The sequence below is a fragment of the Pseudomonas putida NBRC 14164 genome (genome assembly GCF_000412675.1).
GTDB lineage: Bacteria > Pseudomonadota > Gammaproteobacteria > Pseudomonadales > Pseudomonadaceae > Aquipseudomonas > Aquipseudomonas putida.
On record NC_021505.1, the window covers coordinates 1648500 to 1674238 of the forward strand.

The 25739-nt window shown below is 63.2% G+C and carries 26 protein-coding genes; 23 read left to right on the forward strand and 3 right to left on the reverse strand.

The genetic code is table 11. The features are described 5' to 3' along the window. Positions 1-9: 9 nt before the first annotated feature. From fliM to PP4_RS07340, 21 genes are all read left to right on the forward strand, one after another. Positions 10-978: a flagellar motor switch protein FliM gene (gene fliM / locus PP4_RS07240; protein ID WP_013973595.1), complete on the forward strand. Its 969-nt coding sequence runs from the start codon at positions 10-12 to the stop codon at positions 976-978. 47 nt (positions 979-1025) lie between these two features. Then, a complete protein-coding gene (gene fliN, locus PP4_RS07245) occupies positions 1026-1490 on the forward strand; it encodes a flagellar motor switch protein FliN (RefSeq protein WP_041167975.1) in 465 nt (154 codons plus the stop codon). 12 nt (positions 1491-1502) lie between these two features. Continuing rightward, a complete protein-coding gene (fliO, locus tag PP4_RS07250; RefSeq protein ID WP_016498559.1) occupies positions 1503-1937 on the forward strand; it encodes a flagellar biosynthetic protein FliO in 435 nt (144 codons plus the stop codon). Further along, positions 1937-2704 (forward strand): flagellar type III secretion system pore protein FliP, encoded by a 768-nt coding sequence (gene fliP / locus PP4_RS07255; RefSeq protein ID WP_016498560.1) that lies wholly within the window; start codon positions 1937-1939, stop codon positions 2702-2704. The genes fliO and fliP overlap by 1 nt, the downstream gene beginning before the upstream one ends. Before the next feature lie 21 nt (positions 2705-2725). Then, entirely contained in the window at positions 2726-2995 is a 270-nt protein-coding gene (gene fliQ / locus PP4_RS07260) for a flagellar biosynthesis protein FliQ (protein ID WP_012273497.1), read from the forward strand. A 7-nt stretch (positions 2996-3002) separates the two neighbouring features. Then, positions 3003-3779 (forward strand): flagellar biosynthetic protein FliR, encoded by a 777-nt coding sequence (gene fliR, locus PP4_RS07265; protein ID WP_016498561.1) that lies wholly within the window; start codon positions 3003-3005, stop codon positions 3777-3779. Positions 3780-3781: 2 nt separating this feature from the next. After that, the gene (gene flhB / locus PP4_RS07270; RefSeq protein WP_016498562.1) at positions 3782-4924 is read left to right on the forward strand and encodes a flagellar biosynthesis protein FlhB; all 1143 of its coding nucleotides are present in this window, start codon (positions 3782-3784) and stop codon (positions 4922-4924) included. Between the two features lie 223 nt (positions 4925-5147). Beyond that, positions 5148-7277, forward strand: coding sequence for a flagellar biosynthesis protein FlhA (gene flhA, locus PP4_RS07275; RefSeq protein ID WP_016498563.1), 2130 nt, complete (start codon positions 5148-5150; stop codon positions 7275-7277). Positions 7278-7288: 11 nt separating this feature from the next. After that, positions 7289-8602 (forward strand): flagellar biosynthesis protein FlhF, encoded by a 1314-nt coding sequence (gene flhF / locus PP4_RS07280; RefSeq protein ID WP_016498564.1) that lies wholly within the window; start codon positions 7289-7291, stop codon positions 8600-8602. 93 nt (positions 8603-8695) lie between these two features. Continuing rightward, a complete protein-coding gene (gene fleN, locus PP4_RS07285; protein ID WP_016498565.1) occupies positions 8696-9529 on the forward strand; it encodes a flagellar synthesis regulator FleN in 834 nt (277 codons plus the stop codon). Then, positions 9526-10266, forward strand: coding sequence for an RNA polymerase sigma factor FliA (gene fliA, locus PP4_RS07290; protein ID WP_016498566.1), 741 nt, complete (start codon positions 9526-9528; stop codon positions 10264-10266). Before fleN ends, fliA begins: the two co-directional genes overlap by 4 nt. Positions 10267-10386: 120 nt before the next feature. After that, complete coding sequence (locus PP4_RS07295; protein WP_161775562.1) at positions 10387-10761, forward strand: chemotaxis response regulator CheY; 375 nt, start codon at positions 10387-10389, stop codon at positions 10759-10761. Positions 10762-10781: 20 nt separating this feature from the next. Further along, positions 10782-11570: a protein phosphatase CheZ gene (locus PP4_RS07300; RefSeq protein ID WP_016498567.1), complete on the forward strand. Its 789-nt coding sequence runs from the start codon at positions 10782-10784 to the stop codon at positions 11568-11570. Positions 11571-11582: 12 nt separating this feature from the next. Next, entirely contained in the window at positions 11583-13826 is a 2244-nt protein-coding gene (locus PP4_RS07305; RefSeq protein ID WP_016498568.1) for a chemotaxis protein CheA, read from the forward strand. Positions 13827-13872: 46 nt separating this feature from the next. Next, on the forward strand, positions 13873-14997 hold the full coding sequence (locus PP4_RS07310) for a protein-glutamate methylesterase/protein-glutamine glutaminase (RefSeq protein ID WP_016498569.1): 1125 nt from the start codon (positions 13873-13875) through the stop codon (positions 14995-14997). Beyond that, the gene (locus tag PP4_RS07315; RefSeq protein WP_016498570.1) at positions 14997-15737 is read left to right on the forward strand and encodes a flagellar motor protein; all 741 of its coding nucleotides are present in this window, start codon (positions 14997-14999) and stop codon (positions 15735-15737) included. The genes PP4_RS07310 and PP4_RS07315 overlap by 1 nt, the downstream gene beginning before the upstream one ends. A 3-nt stretch (positions 15738-15740) precedes the next feature. Further along, the gene (gene motD, locus PP4_RS07320) at positions 15741-16598 is read left to right on the forward strand and encodes a flagellar motor protein MotD (protein ID WP_016498571.1); all 858 of its coding nucleotides are present in this window, start codon (positions 15741-15743) and stop codon (positions 16596-16598) included. Positions 16599-16815: 217 nt separating this feature from the next. Continuing rightward, positions 16816-17604 (forward strand): ParA family protein, encoded by a 789-nt coding sequence (locus tag PP4_RS07325; RefSeq protein WP_016488407.1) that lies wholly within the window; start codon positions 16816-16818, stop codon positions 17602-17604. Next, positions 17604-18497: a CheW domain-containing protein gene (locus PP4_RS07330; protein WP_016498572.1), complete on the forward strand. Its 894-nt coding sequence runs from the start codon at positions 17604-17606 to the stop codon at positions 18495-18497. Before PP4_RS07325 ends, PP4_RS07330 begins: the two co-directional genes overlap by 1 nt. A gap of 43 nt (positions 18498-18540) precedes the next feature. Then, positions 18541-19020: a chemotaxis protein CheW gene (locus PP4_RS07335; protein ID WP_003254393.1), complete on the forward strand. Its 480-nt coding sequence runs from the start codon at positions 18541-18543 to the stop codon at positions 19018-19020. Position 19021: 1 nt separating this feature from the next. Continuing rightward, positions 19022-19417: a DUF2802 domain-containing protein gene (locus PP4_RS07340; RefSeq protein WP_016498573.1), complete on the forward strand. Its 396-nt coding sequence runs from the start codon at positions 19022-19024 to the stop codon at positions 19415-19417. An 85-nt stretch (positions 19418-19502) separates the two neighbouring features. Here PP4_RS07340 and PP4_RS07345 read toward each other — a convergent pair whose 3' ends face one another. The 3 genes from PP4_RS07345 to PP4_RS07355 all read right to left on the reverse strand — a co-directional run bounded on the left by PP4_RS07345 (position 19503) and on the right by PP4_RS07355 (position 24151). Continuing rightward, the gene (locus tag PP4_RS07345) at positions 19503-22187 is read right to left on the reverse strand and encodes a dermonecrotic toxin domain-containing protein (protein WP_016498574.1); all 2685 of its coding nucleotides are present in this window, start codon (positions 22185-22187) and stop codon (positions 19503-19505) included. A 69-nt stretch (positions 22188-22256) separates the two neighbouring features. Continuing rightward, on the reverse strand, positions 22257-22598 hold the full coding sequence (locus PP4_RS07350) for an EscU/YscU/HrcU family type III secretion system export apparatus switch protein (protein ID WP_016498575.1): 342 nt from the start codon (positions 22596-22598) through the stop codon (positions 22257-22259). Continuing rightward, positions 22595-24151 carry a flagellar hook-length control protein FliK gene (locus PP4_RS07355; protein WP_041167647.1) on the reverse strand — a complete coding sequence of 519 codons (1557 nt, stop codon included), beginning with the start codon at positions 24149-24151 and terminating at the stop codon, positions 22595-22597. Before PP4_RS07355 ends, PP4_RS07350 begins: the two co-directional genes overlap by 4 nt. Positions 24152-24415: 264 nt before the next feature. Between PP4_RS07355 and ccmA the strand changes: the two genes are divergently transcribed. Continuing rightward, the gene (gene ccmA, locus PP4_RS07360) at positions 24416-25048 is read left to right on the forward strand and encodes a cytochrome c biogenesis heme-transporting ATPase CcmA (RefSeq protein ID WP_016498577.1); all 633 of its coding nucleotides are present in this window, start codon (positions 24416-24418) and stop codon (positions 25046-25048) included. Further along, positions 25045-25713: a heme exporter protein CcmB gene (ccmB, locus tag PP4_RS07365; RefSeq protein WP_012051653.1), complete on the forward strand. Its 669-nt coding sequence runs from the start codon at positions 25045-25047 to the stop codon at positions 25711-25713. The genes ccmA and ccmB overlap by 4 nt, the downstream gene beginning before the upstream one ends. Positions 25714-25739: the final 26 nt, after the last annotated feature.

Consider the following 25739-nt stretch of genomic DNA (forward strand, 5'->3'; position numbering starts at 1 on the left):
GAGTCCGCAATGGCCGTACAGGACCTGCTGTCCCAGGATGAAATCGATGCCCTGTTGCACGGCGTCGACGACGGGCTGGTGCAGACCGAAAGTGCATCCGAGCCTGGCAGTATCAAAAGCTACGACCTGACCAGTCAGGACCGTATCGTACGGGGTCGCATGCCGACCCTGGAAATGATCAACGAGCGCTTCGCCCGTTACACCCGCATCAGCATGTTCAACCTGCTGCGCCGTTCCGCCGACGTGGCCGTGGGTGGCGTACAGGTGATGAAGTTCGGCGAATACGTGCACTCGCTGTACGTGCCGACCAGCCTCAACCTGGTCAAGATCAAGCCGCTGCGCGGCACCTCGCTGTTCATCCTCGATGCCAAGCTGGTGTTCAAGCTGGTGGACAACTTCTTCGGTGGCGATGGCCGCCACGCCAAGATCGAAGGCCGCGAGTTCACCCCTACCGAGCTGCGCGTGGTGCGCATGGTGCTGGACCAGTGTTTCGTCGACCTCAAGGAAGCCTGGCAGGCAATCATGCCGGTCACCTTCGAGTACATGAACTCCGAGGTCAACCCGGCCATGGCCAACATCGTCGGCCCCAGCGAAGCAGTGGTGGTGTCCACCTTCCACATCGAACTGGACGGTGGCGGCGGCGACCTGCACGTGACCATGCCGTACTCGATGATCGAGCCGGTGCGGGAAATGCTCGATGCCGGGTTCCAGTCCGACCTGGACGACCAGGATGAGCGCTGGGTCAAGGCCCTGCGCGAGGACGTGCTGGATGTGGCCGTGCCGCTGACCGCCACGGTCGCCCGCCGCCAGCTGAAGCTGCGCGACATCCTGCACATGCAGCCCGGTGACGTGATCCCGGTGGAGCTGCCCGAGCACCTGGTGCTGCGCGCCAACGGTGTGCCGTCGTTCAAGGCGCGGCTGGGTTCGCACAAGGGCAACCTGGCCCTGCAGATCATCGACCCGATCGAACGCCGCTGACGGCGTGCCGGTCGCTCATAACGAATTGAATGCCTGTCGAGGAAACCATGGCTAACGAAAACGAGATCACCTCCGCAGAGGACCAGGCGCTGGCCGATGAGTGGGCTGCAGCCCTTGAGGAAACCGGCTCGGCCGGGCAGGCCGACATCGATGCGCTGCTGGGCGGTGACACCGGCAACGGCGGCGCTGGCCGCATGCCGATGGAAGAATTCGCCAGCTCGCCGAAGCCGAACGAAAACGTCAGCCTCGAAGGCCCGAACCTGGACGTGATCCTGGACATCCCGGTGAACATCTCCATGGAAGTGGGCAGCACCGAGATCAACATTCGCAACCTGCTGCAACTCAACCAGGGCTCGGTGATCGAGCTGGACCGCCTGGCTGGCGAGCCGCTCGATGTGCTGGTCAATGGCACGCTGATCGCCCATGGCGAAGTGGTAGTGGTCAACGAGAAGTTCGGCATTCGCCTGACCGACGTGATCAGCCCCAGCGAACGTATCAAGAAGCTGCGCTGAGTGAAGGGCACGATGCGCGCCATTGCGGCGTTCGCTGCACTGCTGGCCAGCCAGGTGTGCCTGGCCGCGGCCACGCCAACGGCGACCCCGGCGACGGCGCCTGGCAGCCTTGGCGGCCAGTTGGCGCAGATGGTCTTCGGCCTGCTGCTGGTGGTGGGCCTGATTTTCTTCCTGGCGTGGGTGCTGCGGCGTATGCAAAGCACGGCGGTGAAGGGCGGGCAGGTGATCGAGATCGTCGGCAGCCGGGCCATCGGCCCGCGTGACCGCCTGCTGCTGGTGCAGGTGGGCAAAGAGCAGATCCTGATTGGCCACACTCCCGGTAGCATCGAGGCCTTGCATGTGCTGGCCGAACCTGTGGAAGTGCCGGCTGGCGCACGTCAGGCAACGCCGGAATTTGCCCAGCGGCTGATGGAGCTGATGGGCAAGGACCCTAAGGACAAGTTGTGATGAGCGGCCCGCTGCGTACGTTGTTGAACTCTTTATTGGGTGTGGCGCTGCTGCTGGCTGCGCCGCTCGCCCTGGCCGCCGACCCGTTGTCGATCCCGGCCATTACCCTGTCCAACGGGGCGGACGGGCAGCAGGAGTATTCGGTCAGCCTGCAGATTCTGCTGATCATGACGGCGCTCAGCTTCATCCCGGCGTTCGTCATCCTGATGACCAGCTTTACCCGCATCATCATCGTGTTCTCGATCCTGCGCCAGGCCCTGGGCCTGCAGCAGACGCCGTCGAACCAGATTCTGACCGGCATGGCGCTGTTCCTGACCATGTTCATCATGGCACCGGTGTTCGACCGGGTGAACTCGGACGCCCTGCAGCCGTACCTCAAGGAGCAGATGACCGCCCAGCAGGCCATCGACAAGGCCCAGGTGCCGCTAAAGGACTTCATGCTGGCGCAAACCCGGCAAAGCGACCTCGACCTGTTCATGCGCCTGTCCAAGCGCACCGACATTGCCGGCCCCGACCAGGTGCCGCTGACGATCCTGGTGCCGGCATTCGTCACCTCCGAGCTGAAAACCGCGTTCCAGATCGGTTTCATGATCTTCATCCCGTTCCTGATCATCGACATGGTGGTGGCGAGTGTGCTGATGGCCATGGGTATGATGATGCTGTCGCCGCTGATCATCTCACTGCCTTTCAAGATCATGCTGTTCGTGCTGGTGGATGGCTGGGCGCTGATCATGGGTACCTTGGCCAGCAGTTTCGGCGGCGTCTGACGCCGTCAAGGAGAGCCGCCGATGACACCTGAAGTAGCTGTCGACCTGTTCCGTGATGCCCTGTGGCTGACCACCCTGATGGTCGCTGTGCTGGTGGTACCGAGCCTGCTGGTGGGGCTGGTGGTTGCGATGTTCCAGGCTGCCACCCAGATCAACGAACAGACCCTGAGCTTTCTGCCGCGTCTGCTGGTGATGCTGATCACGCTGATCGTCGCCGGGCCATGGCTGGTGCAGAAGTTCATGGAGTACATCACCACCCTCTACACCAACATCCCGCAGCTGATCGGTTGACGCGGATATGCTGGAGCTGACCGACGCGCAGATCGGCACTTGGGTTGCCACCTTCATCCTGCCGTTGTTCAGGGTGACTGCGGTGCTGATGACCATGCCGATCCTTGGCACACGCATGCTGCCGGCGCGGGTGCGCCTGTACGTGGCGGTGGCCATTACCGTGGTGATCGTGCCGGCGCTGCCGCCGTTGCCTGAATTCGACCCGTTGAGCCTGCGCGGCCTGCTGCTGTGCGCCGAACAGATCATCGTTGGTGCGCTGTTCGGCCTGGCCTTGCAGTTGTTGTTCCAGGCTTTCGTGATCGCCGGGCAGGTCGTCGCGGTGCAGATGGGCATGGCCTTCGCCTCGATGGTCGATCCCGCCAACGGCGTTAACGTCACGGTCATCAGCCAGTTCATGACCATGCTGGTGAGCGTGCTGTTCCTGTTGATGAACGGCCACCTGGTGGTGTTCGAGGTGCTGACCGAAAGTTTTACCACCTTGCCGGTGGGCAATGCGCTGGTGGTCAACCAGTTCTGGGAGCTGGCCGGGCGGCTGGGTTGGGTATTTTCTGCCGGCCTGTTGCTGATCCTGCCGGTGATCGCTGCGTTGCTGGTGGTGAACATTGCCTTCGGCGTGATGACCCGCGCCGCGCCGCAGTTGAACATCTTCTCCATTGGCTTTCCGCTGACCCTGGTCATGGGCATGTTCATTTTCTGGGTCGGCCTGGCCGATGTGCTGTCCCACTACCAGGCATTGGCCAGCGAAGCGCTGCAATGGCTGCGTGAACTGGCGAGGGCGCGCTGAGCATGGCAGAAAGCGAGAGCGGTCAGGACAAGACAGAAGACCCCACCGACAAGCGCAAGCGCGATGCCCGCGAGAAAGGCGAGATCGCCCGCTCCAAGGAGCTGAACACGGTGGCGGTGACCCTGGCTGGCGCGGGTGGCCTGCTGGCATTCGGCGGTCATATGGCCGAGACGTTGCTGAGCATCATGCGCATCAACTTCAGCCTGACCCGCGACATCATTGTCGACGAGCGAGCCATGGGCGCCTTCCTGCTGGCCTCGGGCAAGATGGCAATATGGGCGGTGCAGCCGGTGCTGATCCTGCTGTTCGTGATTTCCTTCGTGGCACCAATTGCCCTCAGTGGTTTCCTGTTCTCTGGCAGCCTGCTGCAGCCAAAATTCAGCCGCATGAACCCACTGGCAGGGCTCAAGCGCATGTTCTCCATGCATGGCCTGACCGAGCTGCTCAAGGCGCTGGCCAAGTTTTTCGTGATCCTGGCGGTGGCGGTGGTGGTGCTGATCAACGACCGCCAGGCATTGCTGTCGATTGCCAACGAACCGCTGGAGCAGGCGATCATTCACAGCCTGCAGGTGGTGGGCTGGAGTGCGCTGTGGATGTCGGCCGGGTTGCTGCTGATCGCGGCGGCGGATGTGCCCATCCAGCTGTACCAGACGCACAAGAAAATGAAGATGACCAAGCAGGAAGTGCGCGACGAGTACAAGGACAGCGAGGGCAAGCCCGAGGTCAAGCAGCGCATTCGCCAGCTGCAGCGCGAGATGTCGCAGCGGCGCATGATGGCAGCGGTGCCGCAGGCCGATGTGATCATCACCAACCCGACGCACTATGCGGTGGCCCTGCAGTACGACCCGGAGAAGGGCGGGGCGGCGCCGTTGCTGCTGGCCAAGGGTACCGACTTCATGGCCTTGAAGATTCGGGAGATTGGCGTTGAGCACAAGATCCAGATCCTCGAATCGCCGGCGCTGGCGCGGGCGATCTACTACTCCACCGAGCCAGAGCAGGAGATCCCCGCCGGCTTGTACCTGGCCGTGGCGCAGGTGCTGGCCTATGTGTTCCAGATCCGTCAGTACCGCGCTGGCAGGGGCAAGCGGCCAGAGCCGTTGAAAGAAGACCTGCCGATCCCACCGGACCTGCGTCGCGACAGTTGACCTCTTGTTATCCTTGAAGGCGGCGCGGTGCCTGTAGGAGCAGCCTTGCGCTGCGAAGAGGCCGGTAAGGCTGAAGTTGATCTTCGCTTGCAATGGCCTCTTCGCAGCACAAGGCTGCTCCTGCAAAAACAGCATCCTCTCCCGAGCAAAGTTGGAAGGCTTCTTGCAAAGCCACGCCCAGGCGCCCCCTGGGCGTCAAAGTTTTGCATCAAGAGGACTCGCGGTGGATCGCACTCAGTTAATCAGCAACGCCCGCAACAACCTGGCCGGTCTCGGCCGGGGCAACCTGGGCGTGCCGCTGCTGCTGCTGGTGATGTTGGCAATGATGATGTTGCCGATACCACCGTTCCTGCTCGACGTGTTCTTCACCTTCAACATCGCCCTGTCGATCGTGGTGCTGCTGGTGTGCGTGTACGCCTTGCGCCCGCTGGACTTCGCCGCATTTCCCACCATCCTGCTGGTGGCCACGCTGCTGCGCCTGGCCCTGAACGTGGCGTCCACCCGCGTGGTCATGCTGCATGGCCAGGAGGGCCACGGCGCTGCCGGTAAGGTGATCCAGGCCTTCGGCGAGGTGGTGATCGGCGGCAACTACGTGGTCGGTGCGGTGGTGTTCGCCATCCTCATGATCATCAACTTCGTGGTAGTGACCAAGGGCGCCGGGCGTATCTCCGAAGTGAGCGCGCGCTTCACCCTCGATGCCATGCCCGGCAAGCAGATGGCCATCGATGCCGACCTCAACGCCGGCTTGATCGACCAGGCCCAGGCCAAGCACCGCCGTGCCGAAGTGGCGCAAGAGGCGGAGTTCTACGGCTCGATGGACGGTGCCAGCAAGTTTGTCCGCGGTGATGCCATCGCCGGCCTGCTGATCCTGTTCATCAACCTGATCGGCGGCATGCTGATCGGCATGTTGCAGCACGGCATGAGCTTTGGCGATGCCGGCAAGGTATACGCCCTGCTGACCATCGGTGACGGTTTGGTGGCGCAATTGCCATCACTGCTGCTGTCCACCGCCGCCGCGATCATGGTCACCCGCGCCTCGGGCTCCGAGGACATGGGCAAGCTGATCAACCGGCAGATGTTCGATTCGCCCAAGGCCCTGGCGGTGTCCGGCGGGCTGATGATCGTCATGGGGCTGGTGCCGGGCATGCCGCATGTGGCCTTCCTCAGCCTTGGCCTGCTGGCCTGCGGCGGCGCCTACCTGGTGTGGAAGAAGCAGAACAAGGTGAAGCTGGAGGCGCTACAAGAGGCGCAGCGCCAGCAAGACCTGTTGCCCTCGCCGCAGCGCGCGCTTGATACCAAGGAGCTGGGCTGGGACGACGTGACGCCCATCGACATGATCGGCCTGGAAGTCGGTTACCGGCTGATCCCGCTGGTCGACCGCAACCAGGGCGGCCAGTTGCTGGCGCGGATCAAGGGTGTGCGCAAGAAGCTGTCCCAGGACCTGGGTTTCCTCATGCCCACCGTGCACATTCGTGACAACCTCGACCTGCAGCCCAGCGCCTATCGCCTGACACTGATGGGGGTGATCCTGGCCGAAGCGGAGATTTACCCGGACCGGGAGCTGGCGATCAACCCCGGGCAAGTGTTCGGCACCCTGAACGGCATTGCCGCGCGTGACCCGGCGTTTGGCCTGGAGGCGGTGTGGATCGACGTCGGCCAGCGTTCCCAGGCGCAGTCGCTGGGCTACACCGTGGTCGACGCAAGCACCGTGGTGGCCACCCACCTCAACCAGATCCTGCAGAAGCACTGCCATGAGCTGATTGGCCACGAAGAGGTTCAGCAACTGCTGCAGGTGCTGTCCAAGGCATCGCCTAAACTTGCAGAAGAGCTGGTGCCGGGTGTCATTTCCTTGTCGGGCCTGCTCAAGGTGCTGCAAGCGCTGTTGTCGGAACAGGTGCCGGTGCGCGATATTCGCAGTATTGCCGAAGCCATCGCCAACAACGCTGGCAAGAGTCAAGATACCGCCGCGCTGGTGGCGGTGGTGCGCGTCGGATTGTGTCGCGCCATCGTGCAAAGCATTGTCGGCGTTGAGTCGGAGCTGCCAGTGATTACCCTGGAGCCAAGGTTGGAACAGATTTTGCTCAATAGTCTGCAAAGGGCCGGGCAGGGTCAGGAAGATGGTGTTCTTCTGGAGCCGAGCATGGCCGAGAAGCTGCAACGTTCGCTGATCGAAGCGGCCCAGCGCCAGGAAATGCAGGGCCAGCCGGCCATCCTGCTGGTCGCCGGCCCGATCCGCGCCATGCTGTCGCGTTTCGGTCGCCTGGCTGTACCGAATTTGCATGTTCTGGCGTATCAGGAAATACCGGACAACAAGCAAGTCACCATCGTTGCCACCGTGGGCCCTAACGGCTGAGGTAGTGGATAATGCAAGTTAAGCGATTTTTCGCCGCCGATATGCGTCAGGCCATGAAACTGGTCCGTGACGAGCTGGGCGCCGATGCCGCGATCATTGGCAACCGCCGCATTGCCGGTGGTGTCGAACTGACGGCCGCGCTGGACTACAAGCTGTCCGCCCTGGCTCCGCGCGTGCCCAACGCCGAGCTGGAAGAAGAGCTGCGTAAGACCCATACGCGCATCGCCACTGCCCAGGCCGAGCTGGACCACCGCCAGGACAGCAGCGACAACAACCGCCAATTGTTTGCCGGGCAGTCGCTGACGGCCGCCGAGCCGTTGATCGAGCCGCATGTCGATGCCCCTGAGGCTGCCGCTGCCCCTGCCCCTGCTGCGGCGCCGGTCGACCCGCGCCTGTTCGATGCCATGCGCTCCGAGCTGTCGGGCCTGCGCGAGCTGCTGGAAGTGCAGCTCGGTTCGCTGGCCTGGAGCCAGCTGCAGGGCAGCAAGCCACAGCAGGCCAACCTCTGGCGCCGGCTGCAGCGCATCGGCCTGTCCGGGCCTATCGCCCGTGAGTTGCTCGACCTCACCGCCGAGATCGAAGAGCCACGCCAGGCTTGGCGCATGCTGCTGGCGCACCTGGCGCGGATGATCGACATTCCTGAAATCGAGCCGATCGAAGAGGGTGGGGTGATTGCCATGGTCGGCCCGGCCGGCATGGGCAAGACCACCACCCTGGCCAAGCTGGCTGCCCGCTACGTGCTCAAGTACGGCGCGCAGAACCTGGCGCTGGTGAGCATGGACAGTTTTCGTATCGGCGCCCAGGAGCAGCTCAAGACCCTGGGCCGCATCCTCAACGTGCCAGTGACCTACGTCGACCCGGGCCAGTCGCTGGCTGCGGCACTGGAGCCACTGCTGCGCAAACGCGTCGTGCTGATCGATACCGCCGGCCTGCAGGCCAGCGACCCGGCACTGCGCATGCAGCTGGAAACCTTGGCCGGGCGTGGCATTGCCGCGAAGAATTACCTGGTGCTGGCTACCACCAGCCAGAAGCAAGTGCTGACCGCCGCCTACCACAGCTACAAGCGCTGTGGCCTGGCCGGTTGCATCCTGACCAAACTGGATGAAACGGCAAGCCTTGGCGATGTGCTGAGCCTTGCCATCAGTCATGAACTGCCCGTGGCCTACCTCACCGATGGCCCCCGCATTCCTGACGACCTGCATCTGCCGCGTGGCCACCAATTGGTGTCCCGTGCGGTCAATGTGCAGCAGCAGGACGAGCCCAGCGAGGAGGCCATGGCCGACATGTTCGCTGATCTCTATCACAACCCCCGGCGAGCGGGTTGACCATGAAGCGTGTGCAAAGTAGCTATGCCAAGGGGTACGCAGAATTGCCCCACGTGTGGCCTGAGTCCCAGCGAGACAAGGTAAAGAACAGACATGGGTAGCATGCATCCCGTACAGGTGATCGCCGTGACCGGTGGCAAAGGTGGCGTCGGCAAGACTAACGTTTCAGTGAACTTGTCCCTGGCGCTGGCCGAGCTTGGCCGCAGGGTCATGCTGCTGGACGCCGACCTGGGCCTGGCCAACGTCGACGTGTTGCTGGGCCTTACCCCCAAACGTACCCTGGCCGATGTCATCGAGGGGCGCTGCGAGCTGCGTGACGTGATGCTGCAGGGCCCTGGCGGTGTGCGCATCGTACCGGCGGCCTCGGGCACCCAGAGCATGGTGCACCTGGCCCCGGCCCAGCATGCCGGGCTGATCCAGGCGTTCAGCGAAATCGGCGACAACCTCGACGTGCTGGTGATCGACACTGCGGCGGGGATTGGCGAGTCAGTGGTCAGCTTCGTTCGCGCCGCCCAGGAAGTGCTGCTGGTGGTCTGTGACGAGCCCACCTCGATCACCGATGCCTACGCCCTGATCAAACTGCTCAACCGCGACTACGGGATGAATCGTTTCCGTGTGCTGGCCAACATGGCGCAGAGCCCGCAGGAAGGGCGCAACCTGTTCGCCAAGCTGACCAAGGTCACCGACCGCTTCCTCGACGTTGCCCTGCAGTACGTGGGCGCCGTGCCGTACGACGAGTGTGTGCGCAAGGCAGTGCAGAAGCAGCGCGCCGTCTACGAAGCCTTCCCACGCTCCAAGTGCGCGCTGGCTTTCAAGGCGATCGCCCAGAAGTTCGACAGCTGGCCGCTGCCGGCCAATCCGCGCGGCCATCTGGAGTTCTTTGTCGAGCGTCTGGTGCAACCCACCAGCGCGGGACCCGTGCTATGAACGCCAGCGGCTTCAAGATGTACAGCCGGGCGGCGAAAGACGCCCAGTACGAGCTGATCGAACGCTACGCCCCGCTGGTGAAGCGCATTGCCTACCACCTGTTGGCGCGTTTACCGGCCAACGTGCAGGTCGAGGACCTGATCCAGGCCGGCATGATCGGCCTGCTTGAAGTGTCCAGCAAATATGACGCCAGCAAAGGCGCCAGCTTTGAAACCTATGCCGGCATCCGCATCCGCGGGGCCATGCTGGACGAGGTGCGCAAGGGCGACTGGGCACCGCGTTCGGTGCACCGCAACACCCGCATGGTAAGTGACGCGATGCGTGCCGTTGAAGCCAGAACAGGCCGGGACGCTAAAGATCATGAAGTTGCTGCCGAACTCCAATTGAGTCTCGATGATTACTACGGGATCTTGAACGATACCTTGGGCAGCCGTCTGTTCAGCTTTGACGACCTGTTGCAGGACGGCGAGCACGAAGGGCTGCATGAGGATGGCGCCAGTGGCCATGTCGAACCTGCGCGTGGCCTGGAGGACGAACGCTTCCAGGCTGCCCTGACCGAGGCCATTGCCAACCTGCCGGAGCGTGAGCGCCTGGTGCTGGCGCTGTACTACGACGAAGAGCTGAACCTCAAGGAAATCGGCGAGGTGCTTGGGGTCAGCGAGTCGCGGGTCAGCCAGTTGCACAGCCAGTGCGCCGCGCGCCTGCGTAGCCGCCTGGGGGAATGGCGGGCACGTTGAGCCCGGTGTCGTTGCAGTCGTTTTCCACGTGCGTTATCCACGTTGTACCGAATTGAATGAGTGCGTGCCCGGTAGACCGGGCGCGTTTGAGACTGCTTGGAGGTCTAATTGGACAAGAACATGAAAATCCTCATCGTTGACGACTTTTCGACGATGCGGCGGATCATCAAGAACCTGTTGCGTGACCTGGGCTTCACCAACACCGAAGAAGCCGACGATGGCACCACGGCGCTGCCGATGCTGGAAAACGGCCACTACGACTTCCTGGTGACCGACTGGAACATGCCCGGCATGTCCGGCATCGACCTGCTGCGTAAAGTGCGTGCCAGTGAAAAGCTGAAAACCATGCCGGTACTGATGGTGACTGCCGAGGCCAAGCGCGACCAGATCATCGAAGCGGCCCAGGCCGGCGTCAATGGCTATGTGGTCAAGCCGTTCACCGCTCAGGTGCTCAAAGAAAAGATCGAGAAGATCTTCGAACGCGTCAACGGCTGAGTCACGTCAGGGGGCGCGCCATGGATTCATCACAAACGTCTTTGGGGGAGTTCGAATCGACCCTGAAGAAACATGCCCAAGAGTTGGTCGAAAGCCTGGAACGGGGCCGTTTTGGCGAGGCGGTACAGCTGATTCACGAGCTGAACCAGACCCGCGATCGCGGCCTGTACCAGGAAGTCGGCAAGCTGACCCGCGAGTTGCACAGCGCTATCGTCAGCTTCCAGATCGACCCGACCATCCCGCAGGCCGAGGAGGTGTCGCAGATTACCGACGCTACCGAGCGCCTGTCGTACGTGGTCAAGCTGACCGAGGGCGCGGCCAACCGCACCATGGACCTGGTCGAGGCAAGCACCCCGGTGCTCAACGACCTGGCCAGCGAAGCCAAGGCGCTGAGCACCGACTGGCAGCGCTTCATGCGCCGCGAAGTGGCTGCGCCGGAGTTCCGTGACCTGGTCAAGCGCGTCGACAGTTTCCTGACGCACAGCGCTGAAGGTAACCGCAAGGTTGCCGGGCATCTCAATGACATTCTGCTGGCTCAGGACTATCAGGACCTGACCGGCCAGGTGATCAAGCGCGTCACCAGCCTGGTGACCGAGGTGGAAAGCAACCTGCTCAAACTGGTGCTGATGGCCAGCCAGGTCGACCGTTTTGCCGGTATCCAGCATGACCACGATCAACTGCGCGCAGAAAAAGATGCAGAAAAACATCCGACTCGGGGTGAAGGTCCGCAGATTCATGCCGATAAGCGTGAAGACGTTGTGTCCGGTCAGGACGATGTCGATGATTTGCTGTCCAGCCTGGGTTTTTAAGGAGCACGTTTGATGAGCTTCGGCGCCGATGAAGAAATCCTCCAGGATTTCCTGGTAGAAGCCGGCGAAATTCTTGAGCAACTGTCCGAGCAACTGGTCGAGCTGGAAAGCCGACCTGACGATGCCGACCTGCTCAATGCGATCTTTCGCGGTTTCCACACTGTAAAAGGGGGCGCCGGCTTCCTCCAGCTGAACGAGCTGGTGGAGTGCTGCCATATCGCCGAGAACGTGTTCGACATCCTGCGCAAAGGTGAGCGCCGGGTCGATGCGGAACTGATGGACGTGGTGCTTGAAGCACTGGATACGGTCAACAGCATGTTTGGCCAGGTGCGCGAGCGCGCCGACGTAACCCCGGCCACCCCCGAGTTGCTGGCGGCCTTGTCGCGCCTGGCCGAACCCGGTGGTGCCGAGGCCGCTGAAGCGCCTGCGCCAGCGGCACCGGTAGCCGAGGCACCGGTTGCGGCCATGGGCCCTGCCGATGACCAGGACATCACCGACAGCGAGTTTGAACAGCTGCTCGATTCGCTCGATGCGGTCAAGGCGCAAGCTGCGGTCGATGAGCAGATGCAGGGCGAGGCTGTCAGTGGTTCAGGTGACGAAATCACCGACGCCGAGTTCGAGTCGCTGCTCGACCAGTTGCACGGCAAAGGCCAGTTCAGTGTCGAAGCTGCGGTACAGCCGGTTGCCGCGCCCGCAGAAGCGGTAAGCGACGAAATTACCGACGAAGAATTCGAATCGCTGCTCGACCAGTTGCATGGCAAGGGCACGTTCCAGGCTGATGCCTTGCCTGCCGTCAAAGCACCGGCGCCGGTCGCGGTCGACAACAGCGCCGCTGGCGACGAAATCAGCGAGCACGAGTTCGAGGCCCTGCTGGACCAGTTGCACGGCAAGGGCAAGTTTGGTGGTGACGTTGCTGCGGTCGAGGCCCCGGTTGTGGCCAAGGCGCAAGCGCCTGCCCAGGCCTTGGCCGACAGCCAGCCGGCGGCCAAGCCAGCCGCTGCTGCGCCGGTGCCTGCGGCCGCCAGCAAGCCTGCGCCGGCCCCCCGTGCGCCTGCGCCGGCTGCCGAGAAGCATGCCGTCAGCGAAGCGGAAACCACTGTTCGCGTCGACACCGCGCGCCTGGACGAGATCATGAACATGGTCGGCGAACTGGTGCTGGTGCGTAACCGCCTGGTGCGCCTGGGCCTGAACAGCGGCGACGAGGCCATGTCCAAGGCCGTGTCCAACCTCGACGTGGTCACTGCCGACCTGCAGACGGCGGTGATGAAAACCCGCATGCAGCCGATCAAGAAAGTGTTCGGCCGCTTCCCGCGGCTGGTACGCGACCTTGCCCGTCAGCTGAAAAAAGAGATCAACCTGGAGTTGGTCGGCGAAGAAACCGACCTGGACAAGAACCTGGTCGAGGCCCTGGCCGACCCGTTGGTGCACCTGGTGCGCAACGCCGTCGACCATGGTGTCGAGATGCCCGACGAGCGTGAAGCTTCGGGCAAGGCCCGCACCGGACGCGTGGTGCTGTCGGCCGAACAGGAAGGTGACCACATCCTGTTGTCGATCTCTGACGACGGCAAGGGCATGGACCCGAACATCCTGCGCGCCAAGGCCGTGGAAAAAGGCCTGATGGACAAGGATGCCGCTGATCGCCTGAGCGAATCTGACTGCTACAACCTGATCTTCGCCCCGGGCTTCTCGACCAAGACCGAAATTTCCGATGTGTCTGGCCGTGGTGTGGGCATGGACGTGGTGAAAACCAAGATTTCCCAGCTCAACGGCTCGATCAACATCTACTCGGCCAAGGGCCAGGGCTCGAAGATCGTCATCAAGGTGCCGCTGACCCTGGCGATCATGCCCACCCTGATGGTGATGCTGGGCAACCAGGCATTCGCCTTCCCGCTGGTCAACGTCAACGAGATCTTCCACCTCGACCTGTCGCGCACGAATGTGGTCGACGGCCAGGAAGTGGTGATCGTGCGCGACAAGGCGCTGCCGCTGTTCTACCTCAAGCGCTGGCTGGTACAGGGCCAGGTGCACGAAGAGCAGCACGAGGGTCATGTAGTGATCCTGTCGGTCGGCACGCAACGCATCGGCTTTGTCGTCGATCAACTGGTTGGCCAGGAAGAAGTGGTAATCAAGCCGCTGGGCAAGATGCTGCAGGGCACCCCGGGCATGTCCGGGGCCACCATCACCGGTGACGGTCGCATTGCGTTGATTCTCGACGTCCCGAGCATGCTCAAGCGTTACGCCGCGCGGCGTATTTGATTTCGGTGGCGCACCCTGGCGGGTTGCGCCGCCTAATGGAGTGTTTATGGCAGTCAAGGTCCTGGTGGTGGATGATTCCGGTTTCTTCCGCCGCCGTGTCTCGGAAATCCTCTCCGCGGATCCGACGATCCAGGTAGTAGGTACCGCGACCAATGGCAAGGAAGCAATCGACCAGGCGCTGGCGCTCAAGCCCGATGTCATCACCATGGACTACGAAATGCCCATGATGGACGGCATCACCGCTGTGCGGCACATCATGCAGCGCTGCCCGACGCCGGTTTTGATGTTCTCCTCACTGACCCACGAAGGCGCTCGCGTCACCCTCGACGCGCTGGATGCTGGCGCGGTGGATTACCTGCCGAAAAACTTTGAGGACATTTCGCGCAACCCCGACAAGGTCAAGCAGATGCTGTGCGAGAAGGTGCATACCATTTCGCGCAGCAACCGCCGCCTCGGCAGCTATGCCAGGCCGGCGCCGGTCGCCGCCCCTGTGCCCGCCAGCAGCCCTGCGCCGGCCAGCAGCTTCGCCAGCCCGGCGCCGGCCCGCCCTGCGGCGACTGCCCGTGCAGCGGCCCCGGCGGCGTCGCACTCGCCAGCCCCCAAGCGCAAGCCTTACAAGCTGGTGGCCATCGGCACCTCCACGGGCGGCCCGGTGGCCCTGCAGCGGGTATTGACCCAGCTGCCGGCCAACTTCCCGGCGCCGATCGTGCTGATCCAGCACATGCCGGCAGCGTTCACCAAGGCCTTTGCCGAACGCCTGGACAAGCTGTGCCGCATCAACGTGAAGGAAGCCGAGGACGGTGACATGCTGCGCCCAGGCCTGGCCCTGCTGGCCCCCGGCGGCAAGCAGATGATGATCGACGGCCGTGGCACGGTGAAGATCCTGCCCGGTGACGAGCGCCTGAACTACAAGCCGTGCGTGGACATCACCTTCGGCTCGGCAGCCAAGTCGTACGGTGACAAGGTGCTGTCGGTGGTGCTCACCGGCATGGGCGCCGATGGCCGCGAAGGTGCGCGCCTGCTCAAGCAGGGCGGCAGCACCGTGTGGGCCCAGGATGAAGCCAGCTGCGTGATCTATGGCATGCCCATGGCCATCGTCAAAGCCAACCTGGCGGACGCGGTGTACAGCCTGGACGACATCGGCAAGCACCTGGTGGAGGCATGCGTCTGATGGACGTCCTCAGCCTGATCGGCCTGATTCTCGCCTTTGTCGCCATCGTCGGTGGCAACTTCCTTGAAGGCGGCCATGCCGGCGCTCTGGTCAACGGCCCGGCGGCGCTGATCGTGCTGGGTGGCACCCTGGCGGCTGCCTTGTTGCAGTCGCCGCTGTCCTCCTTCAAGCGCGCCTTGCAGATTCTGCGCTGGATCCTGTTCCCGCCGCGGGTCGACCTGGCGGGTGGCATCGACCGCGTGGTGAACTGGAGCCTGACCGCGCGCAAGGAGGGCCTGCTGGGCCTGGAAGGGGTGGCCGACGCCGAGCCCGACCCGTATGCGCGCAAGGGCCTGCAGTTGCTGGTGGACGGTGCCGAACCAGAAGCCATCCGCAGCATCCTTGAAGTCGACTTCCTGACCCAGGAAAGCCGTGACATCCAGGCGGCCAAGGTGTTCGAGAGCATGGGCGGCTATGCGCCGACCATCGGCATCATCGGTGCGGTGATGGGCCTGATCCACGTGATGGGCAACCTGGCCGACCCCTCGCAGCTGGGCAACGGCATTGCCGTGGCCTTCGTCGCCACCATCTACGGCGTGGCCAGCGCCAACCTGATCCTGCTGCCGGTCGCCAACAAGCTCAAGGCCAATGTCATGCGCCAGTCGCGCTATCGCGAGATGCTGCTTGAAGGCTTGTTGTCGATTGCTGAGGGTGAAAACCCGCGCTCGATCGAGTTGAAGCTGCAAGGCTTCATGGAGTAACCCATGCGTCGCCGTCGTCATACCGAGGAACACGAAAACCACGAACGCTGGCTGGTGTCGTACGCCGACTTCATCACCTTGCTGTTCGCCTTTTTCGTGGTGATGTACTCGATTTCCTCGATCAACGAGGGCAAGTACAAGGTTATTTCTCAAGCCTTGCTCGGGGTGTTCAACGACCCTGAGCGCAGCATGAAACCGATCCCCATCGGCGATGAGCAGCCGTTGAGCGTGCGTCCGGCAGAGCCGCTGGTCAAAGACAGCGAGCAGACCGAAGCGGGCCTGGCAGCGACCAATGTCGACCCGCTGAAAACCATCAGCGATGACGTGCGTGATGCCTTTGGCGACCTGATCAACAGCAACCAGATGACCGTGCGCGGCAACGAGTTGTGGATCGAGATCGAGTTGAGTTCGTCGTTGCTGTTCGGCAGTGGCGATGCCATGCCCAGCGACAAGGCATTTGCCATCATCGACAAGGTGGCCAGCATCCTCAAACCGTTCGCCAACCCGGTGCATGTCGAAGGCTTTACCGACAACCTGCCGATCCGCACGGCGCAGTACCCGACCAACTGGGAGCTGTCTTCGGCGCGGGCGGCGAGTATCGTACGCCTGCTGGCCATGGAAGGGGTCAACCCGGCGCGCATGGCCTCGGTGGGTTATGGCGAGTACCAGCCGGTGGCCGGCAATGACACCGCCGAAGGCCGCGCGCGTAACCGCCGGGTGGTGTTGGTGATTTCGCGCAACCTCGAAGTGCGCCGCAGCCTGACCGGCTCGGGCAGTGCCCATGCCACGCCGGATGCCGCGTTGCGCCGGGCTGGCACACAAAGTGCACCTGCAACGCCAGCAACGGTGGCGGGGCAGTAACTCGTCAATTCTCTGTCACCGTTACCCAGTTGATGAGATTGCCAAATCCCTGTGGGAGCGGGTTCACCCGCGAAGAAGGCGACACGGTGTATGGCACCGGCTACGCCGGTGTTCGCGGGTAAACCCGCTCCCACACTGATTGCACACGCTTCCAAGTGTTGAGCAAGGCAGTAGTTTCTACAGTGTCCCTGCCAAATCAATAGATAGAGTTTGCTTGATGAGAGTCTGGGCAGTAGCTAATCAAAAAGGTGGCGTCGGCAAGACCACCACAACCATCGCCCTGGCTGGCCTGCTGGCTGAGGCAGGCAAGCGCGTGGTCGTTGTCGACCTCGATCCGCACGGTTCGATGACCAGCTATTTCGGGCACAACCCCGATGCGCTGGAGCACAGCTGCTACGACCTGTTCCTGCACAAGGGCGCAGTGCCAGACGGCCTGCCCGGGCAGTTGCTGCTGCCCACCAGCGATGAGCGCATTTCGCTGTTGCCGTCGAGCACCGCACTGGCCGTGCTGGAGCGTCAGTCGCCGGGGCAGAATGGCCTGGGCCTGGTGATCGCCAAGAGTCTGGCGCAGTTGTGGCAGGATTTCGACTATGCCGTGATTGACAGCCCACCATTGCTGGGCGTGCTGATGGTCAATGCCTTGGCCGCCAGCCAGCAATTGGTGATTCCGGTGCAGACCGAGTTTTTGGCGGTGAAGGGCCTGGAACGCATGGTCGGCACACTGGCCATGATCAACCGCTCGCGCAAGCAGGCGCTGCCGTACCAGATCGTGCCAACACTGTTCGACCGCCGCACCCAGGCCTCGCTGGGCACACTCAAACTACTGCGTGACACCTACGGCCAACAGGTGTGGCAGGGCTATATTCCGGTGGATACGCGCCTGCGCGATGCCAGCCGCAAGGGCGTCACGCCCTCCCAGTTCGACAGCAAGAGCCGCGGGTTGATTGCTTACCGGGCGCTGCTCAAGCACCTGCTGACCTACAAGACTGCAGTGCAGGTGGCCTGATGACCCAGACCCGACACACCAGCACCCGGCCGCAGATGGCCTTGCAGTCGTACCTCGATGGCCTGCTGCAGGAGGCCACCGAGGCCGAAGACCTGTTTGAGCCGCCAGCCACGGCGGACGCGTTCGCCGAGGCGGTGCGTGAGGAGCAGGCACGTGATGCCCGTCAGCTGGCGCGACGGGTACCCGCCGAAGCCCCTGCCAGCCTTGCCCCACGGCCGTTTGCCGAACCCAGGCTGGCGGTGCTGCCCAGCGTCGTGCCAGTAGAGGCGCCGGTGGTGACGGTGGTCGAGCAGGAGGTGCTCGCCGAGGCCGCCATTCCGGTGCTGGTCGAAGAACAAACTGTGGAACCCGCAGTGCCTCTGGTCGATGTGCACCTGCCAGCGCCCAATCTACCGGTGCCCCCGGCGACCGTCGACGGCCGCCCGGTGTGGGCGGCGGAGCCGTTCGAGTGCCTGCTGTTCGACGTCGCCGGCCTGACCCTGGCGGTGCCGTTGGTGTGCCTGGGCTCGATCTACAACCTGGCCGGCCAGGAGCTGACGCCGCTGTTCGGCCAGCCTGACTGGTTCCTGGGTATTTTGACCTGCCAGGCCGGCAACCTGAAGGTGCTGGACACTGCGCGTTGGGTAATGCCCGACCGCTACCGCGACGATTTCCGTCAAGGCCTGAATTACGTGATTTCGGTGCAAGGCTACGAATGGGGACTGGCCGTGCATCAGGTCAGCCGCTCGTTGCGCCTGGACCCGTCCGAGATCAAGTGGCGTAGCCAGCGCGGCCAGCGGCCGTGGCTTGCCGGCACGGTGATTGAACACATGTGTGCACTGCTCGACGTCGCCGCACTGGCCGAGCTGATCGCCAGCGGCGCGGTCAAGCAGATGCACGCCAAACAGAAATGACACAGAACACAACCGCCAAACAGCGGATTTTGAGGGTAGGGGAATGAAAAAGTCGTCTGCACAAGGTTCCGAAGATCCGATCCTGCAGTGGGTTACCTTCCGTCTGGACAACGAGTCCTACGGCATCAACGTGATGCAGGTACAGGAAGTGCTGCGCTACACCGAGATCGCCCCGGTACCGGGCGCTCCAAGCTACGTGCTGGGCATCATCAACCTGCGCGGCAATGTGGTGACCGTGATCGACACCCGTCAGCGTTTTGGCCTGATGCCGACCGAAGTTACCGACAACACCCGTATCGTCATCATCGAAGCCGACAAGCAAGTGGTCGGTATTCTGGTCGACAGCGTGGCCGAAGTGGTTTACCTGCGCCAGTCCGAAATCGAAACCGCACCGAACGTGGGTAACGAAGAGTCGGCCAAGTTCATCCAGGGCGTGTGCAACAAGAATGGTGAACTGCTGATCCTGGTCGAGCTGGACAAGATGATGACCGAGGAAGAGTGGTCCGAGCTGGAGAATATCTGAGTTGATCCTACAGGTTGCTGTCATCTTCCTGGCGCTGGTCTGGGCGCTGAGCCTGTGGTTCTTCCTCAACTACAGCAAGCGCCAGCGCGAGCTGGCTGCGCAGCAAGCCGAGGGTGATGCGCTGCGTGACCAGCGCATCAAGGACCTGGCCAAGCGCCTGGACGACTACCAGAACGGTACCGTGCGCATGGGAGAGGCGCTGCACGAACTGAGCGTGACGATGGCCCCGCTGCCTGACAGGCTCCAGCAGTTGGAGCAGCGCGACCCCAACAACGTCACCTTCTCCCAGGCGGCCAAGCTGGTCGGCATGGGCGCCAGCGTGGCCGAGCTGACCGAAAGCTGTGGCCTGACCCAAGCCGAGGCGGAGCTGATGAGCAAGCTGCACCGCAGCGGCTGACCTGGGTTACAGGCCTGCCTGGGCCCACCGGAGCAGGGGCTGATCCTGTATCGCGCTGCGGGTCAGGTAACTCAGGACGCCGACCTCAGGGTTTGCCCCAGGAATGGTAGTTGCCGATGGTTGCCACACTACCCAGTGCCTGGTCGTTGTTGCGCGCCTGGGCAATGGGGATGGCCAGGTTTTCCGTGAGGGCGCGATAAGTGGTCTGCGGAATCGACTCCAGCTTGCTGAGTTGCCGCAGGAACTGCAGCCTGGGTAGATGCCGCGCAACTACATCGTTGAGCAAGCCAGGCCCGGTCATCCTGCTCAATTCCCTGGCGTAGGCTGCGTAACCGTGGGTGCCTGCCAGCGGCCTGATGTCGTAGAACGATAGATTGCTGCGGTAGCGTGCGTCCATCTCTGCAGAAATTGCGCGCAGGGTCGGGTTGTTGGCATGGCTGCCGATCATGTTGCTGTTGTAGTCACAATGCATGCCCAGCAGCTCGTTGTTCACCGGGCTGCCGAGGACCAGGCCATCAGGCGTGGTTTTCAAGGCTACCGAGCTGATCATGGCGAAGCTGTCGGGGTTGTCTTCGAAGCTGCGCAGCGTGTCGTCGACGTCCATGTAGATTCCGCCCTCCGAATGGAGTAACGGGTAGCGCAGTACGTCGGAGGCCGACGAGAAGTTTGCCCCGTTACTGTCCAGTGCCTGGCGGTACTGATGGTAGTAGTCGGTTTGCTCGAAGGCCGCGTAGAAGGGCTGCTCTTCCAGGGTTTTGATCTGAACGTTCGAAGCAGCGGTCAGCTTGGCGCGGTTTTTCATGAAAGCTTTAGGGTTGGACTTCGACAGGTAGAACTCATAGGTAAAGCCCGTACCCTCAAGGCGTTTTGCATTGCTCGTGATGTTCTCCACCAGCTCATCCGGGATGCTCTTGCCGCCGACCCAGATGCTGAGGATTTTCTTGGGCAGTGGGGTTACTTCCGAGCTGTTGACCACAGGCACGCTGAGCGGCAGTTGCAGGTCGACGTCCAGGTTACGTAGCGTGTACATGCGCATTGCATCGCTGGCGCCACGCGTGGCCGGGTTGACCTGGTACAGGTCGCGCGTGCCCGCGTTTACCTGGTAGTAATTCGGCAGGACTTCGTTGGCATCCTCCTGGAGGATGAAGGCATCGTTTTCAGTGTCATACAGTACCTGGACTTCGTTGCCGTCCTTGAGCGCCAGCAGCGGGTTGGTACCCGTTGCCCGATTCAAGGGTCCCCTGGCAATCCGCGTGGTTTCCACAGGTGGCTCGGCTGGCACGAAAAAGTCTGCCAGTATTTCTTCAGGTAGCCGGGGAGGGCTGTTGGGCCCCAGCGGGTAGCCCCATTGATCGTTAAGACGCGTGGGCAGGACGAAGCGCGAGCTTTTGCCTGGGAACAGCATTCGCAGGCCGTCTGCAGGGAGCAAGGCCAGTGGGGCGGCATTAAGCAGGCCGAAGGCGATGTTGCTCACACCAGCGTCCTTGTCTGCAAGGGTCTTGCCGTTGATCGCCTGATCGAGCCCCAGGCCAAATTGCGCGACACCGCCGGCTGCCAGCAGCGGGATCAGCTCGGGAACCACCAGCGCCAGTGGTGCCAGCAGGTTGATCGACGCCACCAGGTAGCCGCGCCAGCGAGCCTTGGTCACCTGCGCATCGCTGGTGATGATGAAATCGGCATCGGCATAGCTGCGCTCGCGCTGGCGTTGGGTGAGGGCTGTGAACAGATCACCTGCGAGCAACGGGCTGTAGTGGCCGGCCTTGTAGTTGATGTACTCGCGGGGGGGCCAGGGGCCGTCGACGGTGAAGCCTGCGCGGTTGGGCGATCGGTGGTGAAAACCGGGGTAGGCGCCAAGGCCCGCCAGCGCGGTATCCAGCCCACTGAAGTCCAGGCCATCGGGGGTGTCGGCCAGTTTGAAGTACTGGCGCAGGCGCAGGCGTTTTTCGTCGTCGCGGCACTGTTCGGCGAACCAGTCTTGCATGGCAGCCATACCGTCGAACTCATGCAAGGGCGATGCATTGCCTGGCAGGTACAGCAGTACTTTTGGCTGTGCCTCGTCTGTGATGCAGATCAGGTCGGTGGCTGCGTAGCCGTATACGTTCAAAGGCCTTGCCTGCAAACCGGGTGCTTTTGCCATCAGCCCCGCCACTTGCCACGCCATCTGGCGACCTGCATCGCTCAACGAGCCTTCCTGGACCTGCTTGTTGCAGGCGGCCATGAAGCTGATCTGCATTGACTGCCGGTGGGTTTGCTCAGCCTGTTGCCAGTAATTGTCGAGCATGCCCACGAAGCGGGTGTGAAAGTCCAGGTCCCAGATGAACTGCTGCATGGCCTCGACGTCGACCGGCAGGTGTGTGCTGCTGTCGTAGCGGGCCGGGGTCGTACGCCGGAACAGGCCGTTGAAAACCGAGAAGCGGGCGCTGTTGTCAAACACCCCAGGTTCGGGCAGGCGCTCGACGATGGTCAGCGGGCCATCTGGCAACGTGCCTGCCCAGTGGCCAGGGAGCAACTGGCCGATCAGGTTCTTGGCTGTTTCACCCTGCCAGTCTGAAAGCGTCGCTTGGGTAAGTGAAAGGCGCTGGACGATGACTGCCTGATTGCCACGGTAGTGCAGGGTGACTACGTCGGTCTGGTCGGGGTCAAGGTCATGGCCCTGCTGCGTCAGCCATTGGTGGATCGCACGGCTGGCTTCGCGGTCAGGGCGGGGGATATGGCTCAGGTGGTCGCGAACGTACTGCACGGCGGCGGTGTTGATGCGGCTTGTGGACATGGTGTTCACCTTGCTCATTGACAGGAATGGCAAGGCTGAACGGCTGACGCCGACGGCGGTGGTAGATAACTACCGGTGGTTTGCCGGCGGCAGCAGTGCGGTGACCGGAGTGATGTCGCGCGGCGCCTCGGCGTCGTCGCTGAAACCGGCGGGCACCTTGCCCCGCAGTTGCCAGGCGAAGGCAATGATCTCGGCAATGGTCAGGTACAGTGCCTCCGGGATCTGCTCGCCCAGTTCCAGGCGTGCCAGCAGGCGCACTAGTTCGGCGTTTTCGTAGATCGGCACCTCATGCTCGCGGGCTAGGGCCAGGATGGCCTCGGCCAGCGCATCGTCACCTTTGGCGCTGAGGGTTGGGGCCTGCTGGCCGTCGTAGGTCAGGGCAATGGCCTGGCGGGGTGGTTTCTGTGTCATGCGTTTTCGTCTACCCAGCGTTGCTCAACCCGTGTGCGCGGGCCTTGAGGGGGGATGCCCGGGTGGCATTCCAGGTCGCCAACCTCCAGGCCGCGCTCCAGCAGGCGCTGGCGCAAGGCACCGAGCTGGCTGTCGATCAGCTTTGCGGTTTGTTCGCGCTCTGCCCACAGGTGCCCGCTCAGGCGGCCTTGGCTGAACTGGGCCTGTACTTGCAGTGGGCCGAGAGGTGAAAGGTCGAAGGCCAGTTCGATGCGCCACAGGGCTTGCAGAGGGTCCTGTGCTTCGTGTTGGCGGTCTGCCTGCTGTTGCGGGGTTTCTTCACGCTGCAGTTTGACCTGCAATGGGATGAACTCCTGGCCGTGGCGGATCGGCACTTCGGTTTGCCAGGTGGTCTGCAGATTGCCGTTTTCCAGCGTGCCGGTTTGTTGCAGGCTGCTCATGGCATGGCTTTGCAGGCGCGAGATGGCCGCAGCGGCCAGGCGCAGCAGTTGTTGCAGGTCGCCTTCGTCTTCCATGGCCTTGAGCAGGCGCGAGGGCAGGGGGAACGCCCCTGGCTGCGGCTTGGGGCTGACCCGTTCGAGCATGCCCAGCGCGCTGCGGGCCAGCGCCGGCATGGTCACGGCCAGGCTGGCGGGCGCGAGGTCGGGCGTGCCGGGTGTGCTGGCCGGGGCCTGAGTGATCAGGCGCAGCAGGTGGGCCTTCAGGTCTGTGGCCACGCTGGCAGGAAAGCCGCCCAGCAGTTTCGCTTCAAGGAAAGTGCCACTGTTGTTCAGGGCCTGGGCCACGGCCTTGGCGTCGCCCAGCTGGCGGGCGTCTGGCAGGCCGGCCAGCAGGCGCTCGGCGCTGGCACGCAGGTCGCCATCGACGCCCGGGTCGCGGGTGAGCTGTTGCAGGGCGTTGAGCAGGCCGGGCAGCGAGGCCTGGCGGTTTTGCTGGGTCAGCAGTTGCTGGGCAATGCTGAGCTGGTCCTGCCTGCCGCTAAGCGGGACAAAGCGCAGCGACTGGTCGCCCTGCACCAGTGCGCTGAGCAGGCTGCCAATGGCCAGTGGGCGCGGGCTGTCGATGCTCAGCGTGGAGCCGGCCTGGGCAGTGTTGAGCAGGCTGACCAGCGCCCTGTAGCTCGCCGGTTGCCCAGGCGCCTGGGCCAATGCCTGGTTGGTCAGGACCTTGCCTTGCAGCAGCGTGCCGACGGGCACTTTGCTGGTATCCAGGCGAGTGAGAGTGGTGATCTGGCTGGCGTTGGCCTGCTGCAGCATGATTGCCAGGCGGTTGCTTTCGGTCTGGCTGACAGTGACCTGGCTGCCTTGGGGCAAGGGCTGGCTGGCGCTGGCTTGCAGTTGGGTCTGTACGCCGTTGGCCTGTATCAACCGCAGCACCAGCTGGAAGTCCTGGCCCGTCTGGCGCAACGACACGACCTCGGCCTGCGCGGTCTCGCCGGGTGCCAGCAGGCCAGGCTGCGCCTGGATCAGGCGCAGCAGTTCGCCGGTCATGCCCGCCTTCATGGCTTGGCTGTTGATCGCGGTTTGTGCGCCGAGACTATTGATTTCAGTCATGATTGTATACAACCTGTCGGACCCGGCCTCTTGGCAGCGCGGTGGCGCGTGTAATAATGCCGACCGCCCGTGGTTGCCAGTATAACGGCAGCGCGCGGGGCGACTTGAGACACAAGGGTTCTGGAGCGGCGTCGCCTGCTTCGCGGGCTTGCCCGCTCCCACAGGTTCAGCGCAGCTTTCAAACTGCACAAGACCTGGTGGGCGCGGGCAAGCCCGCGAAACAGGCGACGCCGGCCCGAAGCCCTACAAAGATAAGGCGAAACCGTGACCCTTCACCTCCAAGCTGCGGGCCTGGCCTGCGAGCGCGACTGGCGCCTGCTGTTCGAGCAGCTCGATTTCGAGCTGGGCGCCGGCGACATGCTGCAGATCAGCGGCCCCAACGGCAGCGGCAAGACCAGCTTGCTGCGGCTGTTGGCCGGGTTGATGCAACCCACCGCCGGGCAGATATTGCTGGGCGGCAAGCCCCTGGCCGAGCAGCGCCATGCCCTGGCCAGCATTCTGCTGTGGATCGGTCACGCCGCGGGCATCAAGGACCTGCTCACCGCCGAGGAAAACCTCACCTGGCTGTGCGCCCTGCACCAGCCGGCCAGCCGCGAGGCGATCTGGGCGGCACTGGCGGCGGTCGGTTTGCGCGGTTTCGAAGACGTACCCTGCCATACCCTGTCGGCCGGCCAGCAGCGCCGCGTGGCCCTGGCCCGGCTGCACCTGGCCAGCCCGCCGCTGTGGATTCTCGACGAGCCGTTCACTGCCCTGGACAAGCAAGGCGTAGCGCAGCTCGAAGCGCACCTGGCGGCCCACTGCGAGCAGGGCGGCACGGTGGTGCTGACCACCCACCATACGCTGGAACGCAAGCCCTCCGGTTACCGTGAACTGAACCTGGGGCAATGGGCGGCATGAGCGTATTCATCCTGTTGTTGCGTCGCGAAGCGCGCCTGCTGTTCCGTCGCCCTGCCGAGCTGGCCAACCCGCTGGTGTTCTTCGCCATCGTCGTGGCCATGTTCCCGCTGGCAGTCGGCCCGGAAAGCCAATTGTTGCAAACCTTGTCGCCAGGCCTGGTCTGGGTAGCGGCGCTGCTGGCAGTGCTGCTGTCGCTGGACGGCTTGTTCCGCAGCGATTTCGAGGATGGCTCGCTGGAACAGTGGGTCCTGTCGCCGCACCCGCTGGCGCTGCTGGTGCTGGCCAAGGTGCTGGCGCACTGGATCTTTTCCGGGCTGGCGCTGGTATTGTTGGCGCCGCTACTGGCGCTGATGCTGGGGCTGCCGAGCCATTGCCTGCCGGTGCTGCTCGGCTCCCTGCTGCTGGGCACACCGGTCCTGAGCCTGCTGGGTGCGGTAGGTGCGGCGCTGACAGTCGGTCTGAAGCGCGGTGGTTTGTTACTGGCGTTGCTGATTCTGCCGTTGTATATCCCTGTATTGATCCTGGGCAGTGGTGCGTTGCAAGCGGCGTTGCAAAATATGCCCGCAACCGGCCACCTGCTCTGGCTCGCCAGCCTGACGGCCCTGGCCGTTACCCTGGCACCCTTTGCGATAGCGGCCGGCCTGAAGATCAGCGTCGGCGAATAACGAGTCCCGGGCTTTCAAGCCCGGCA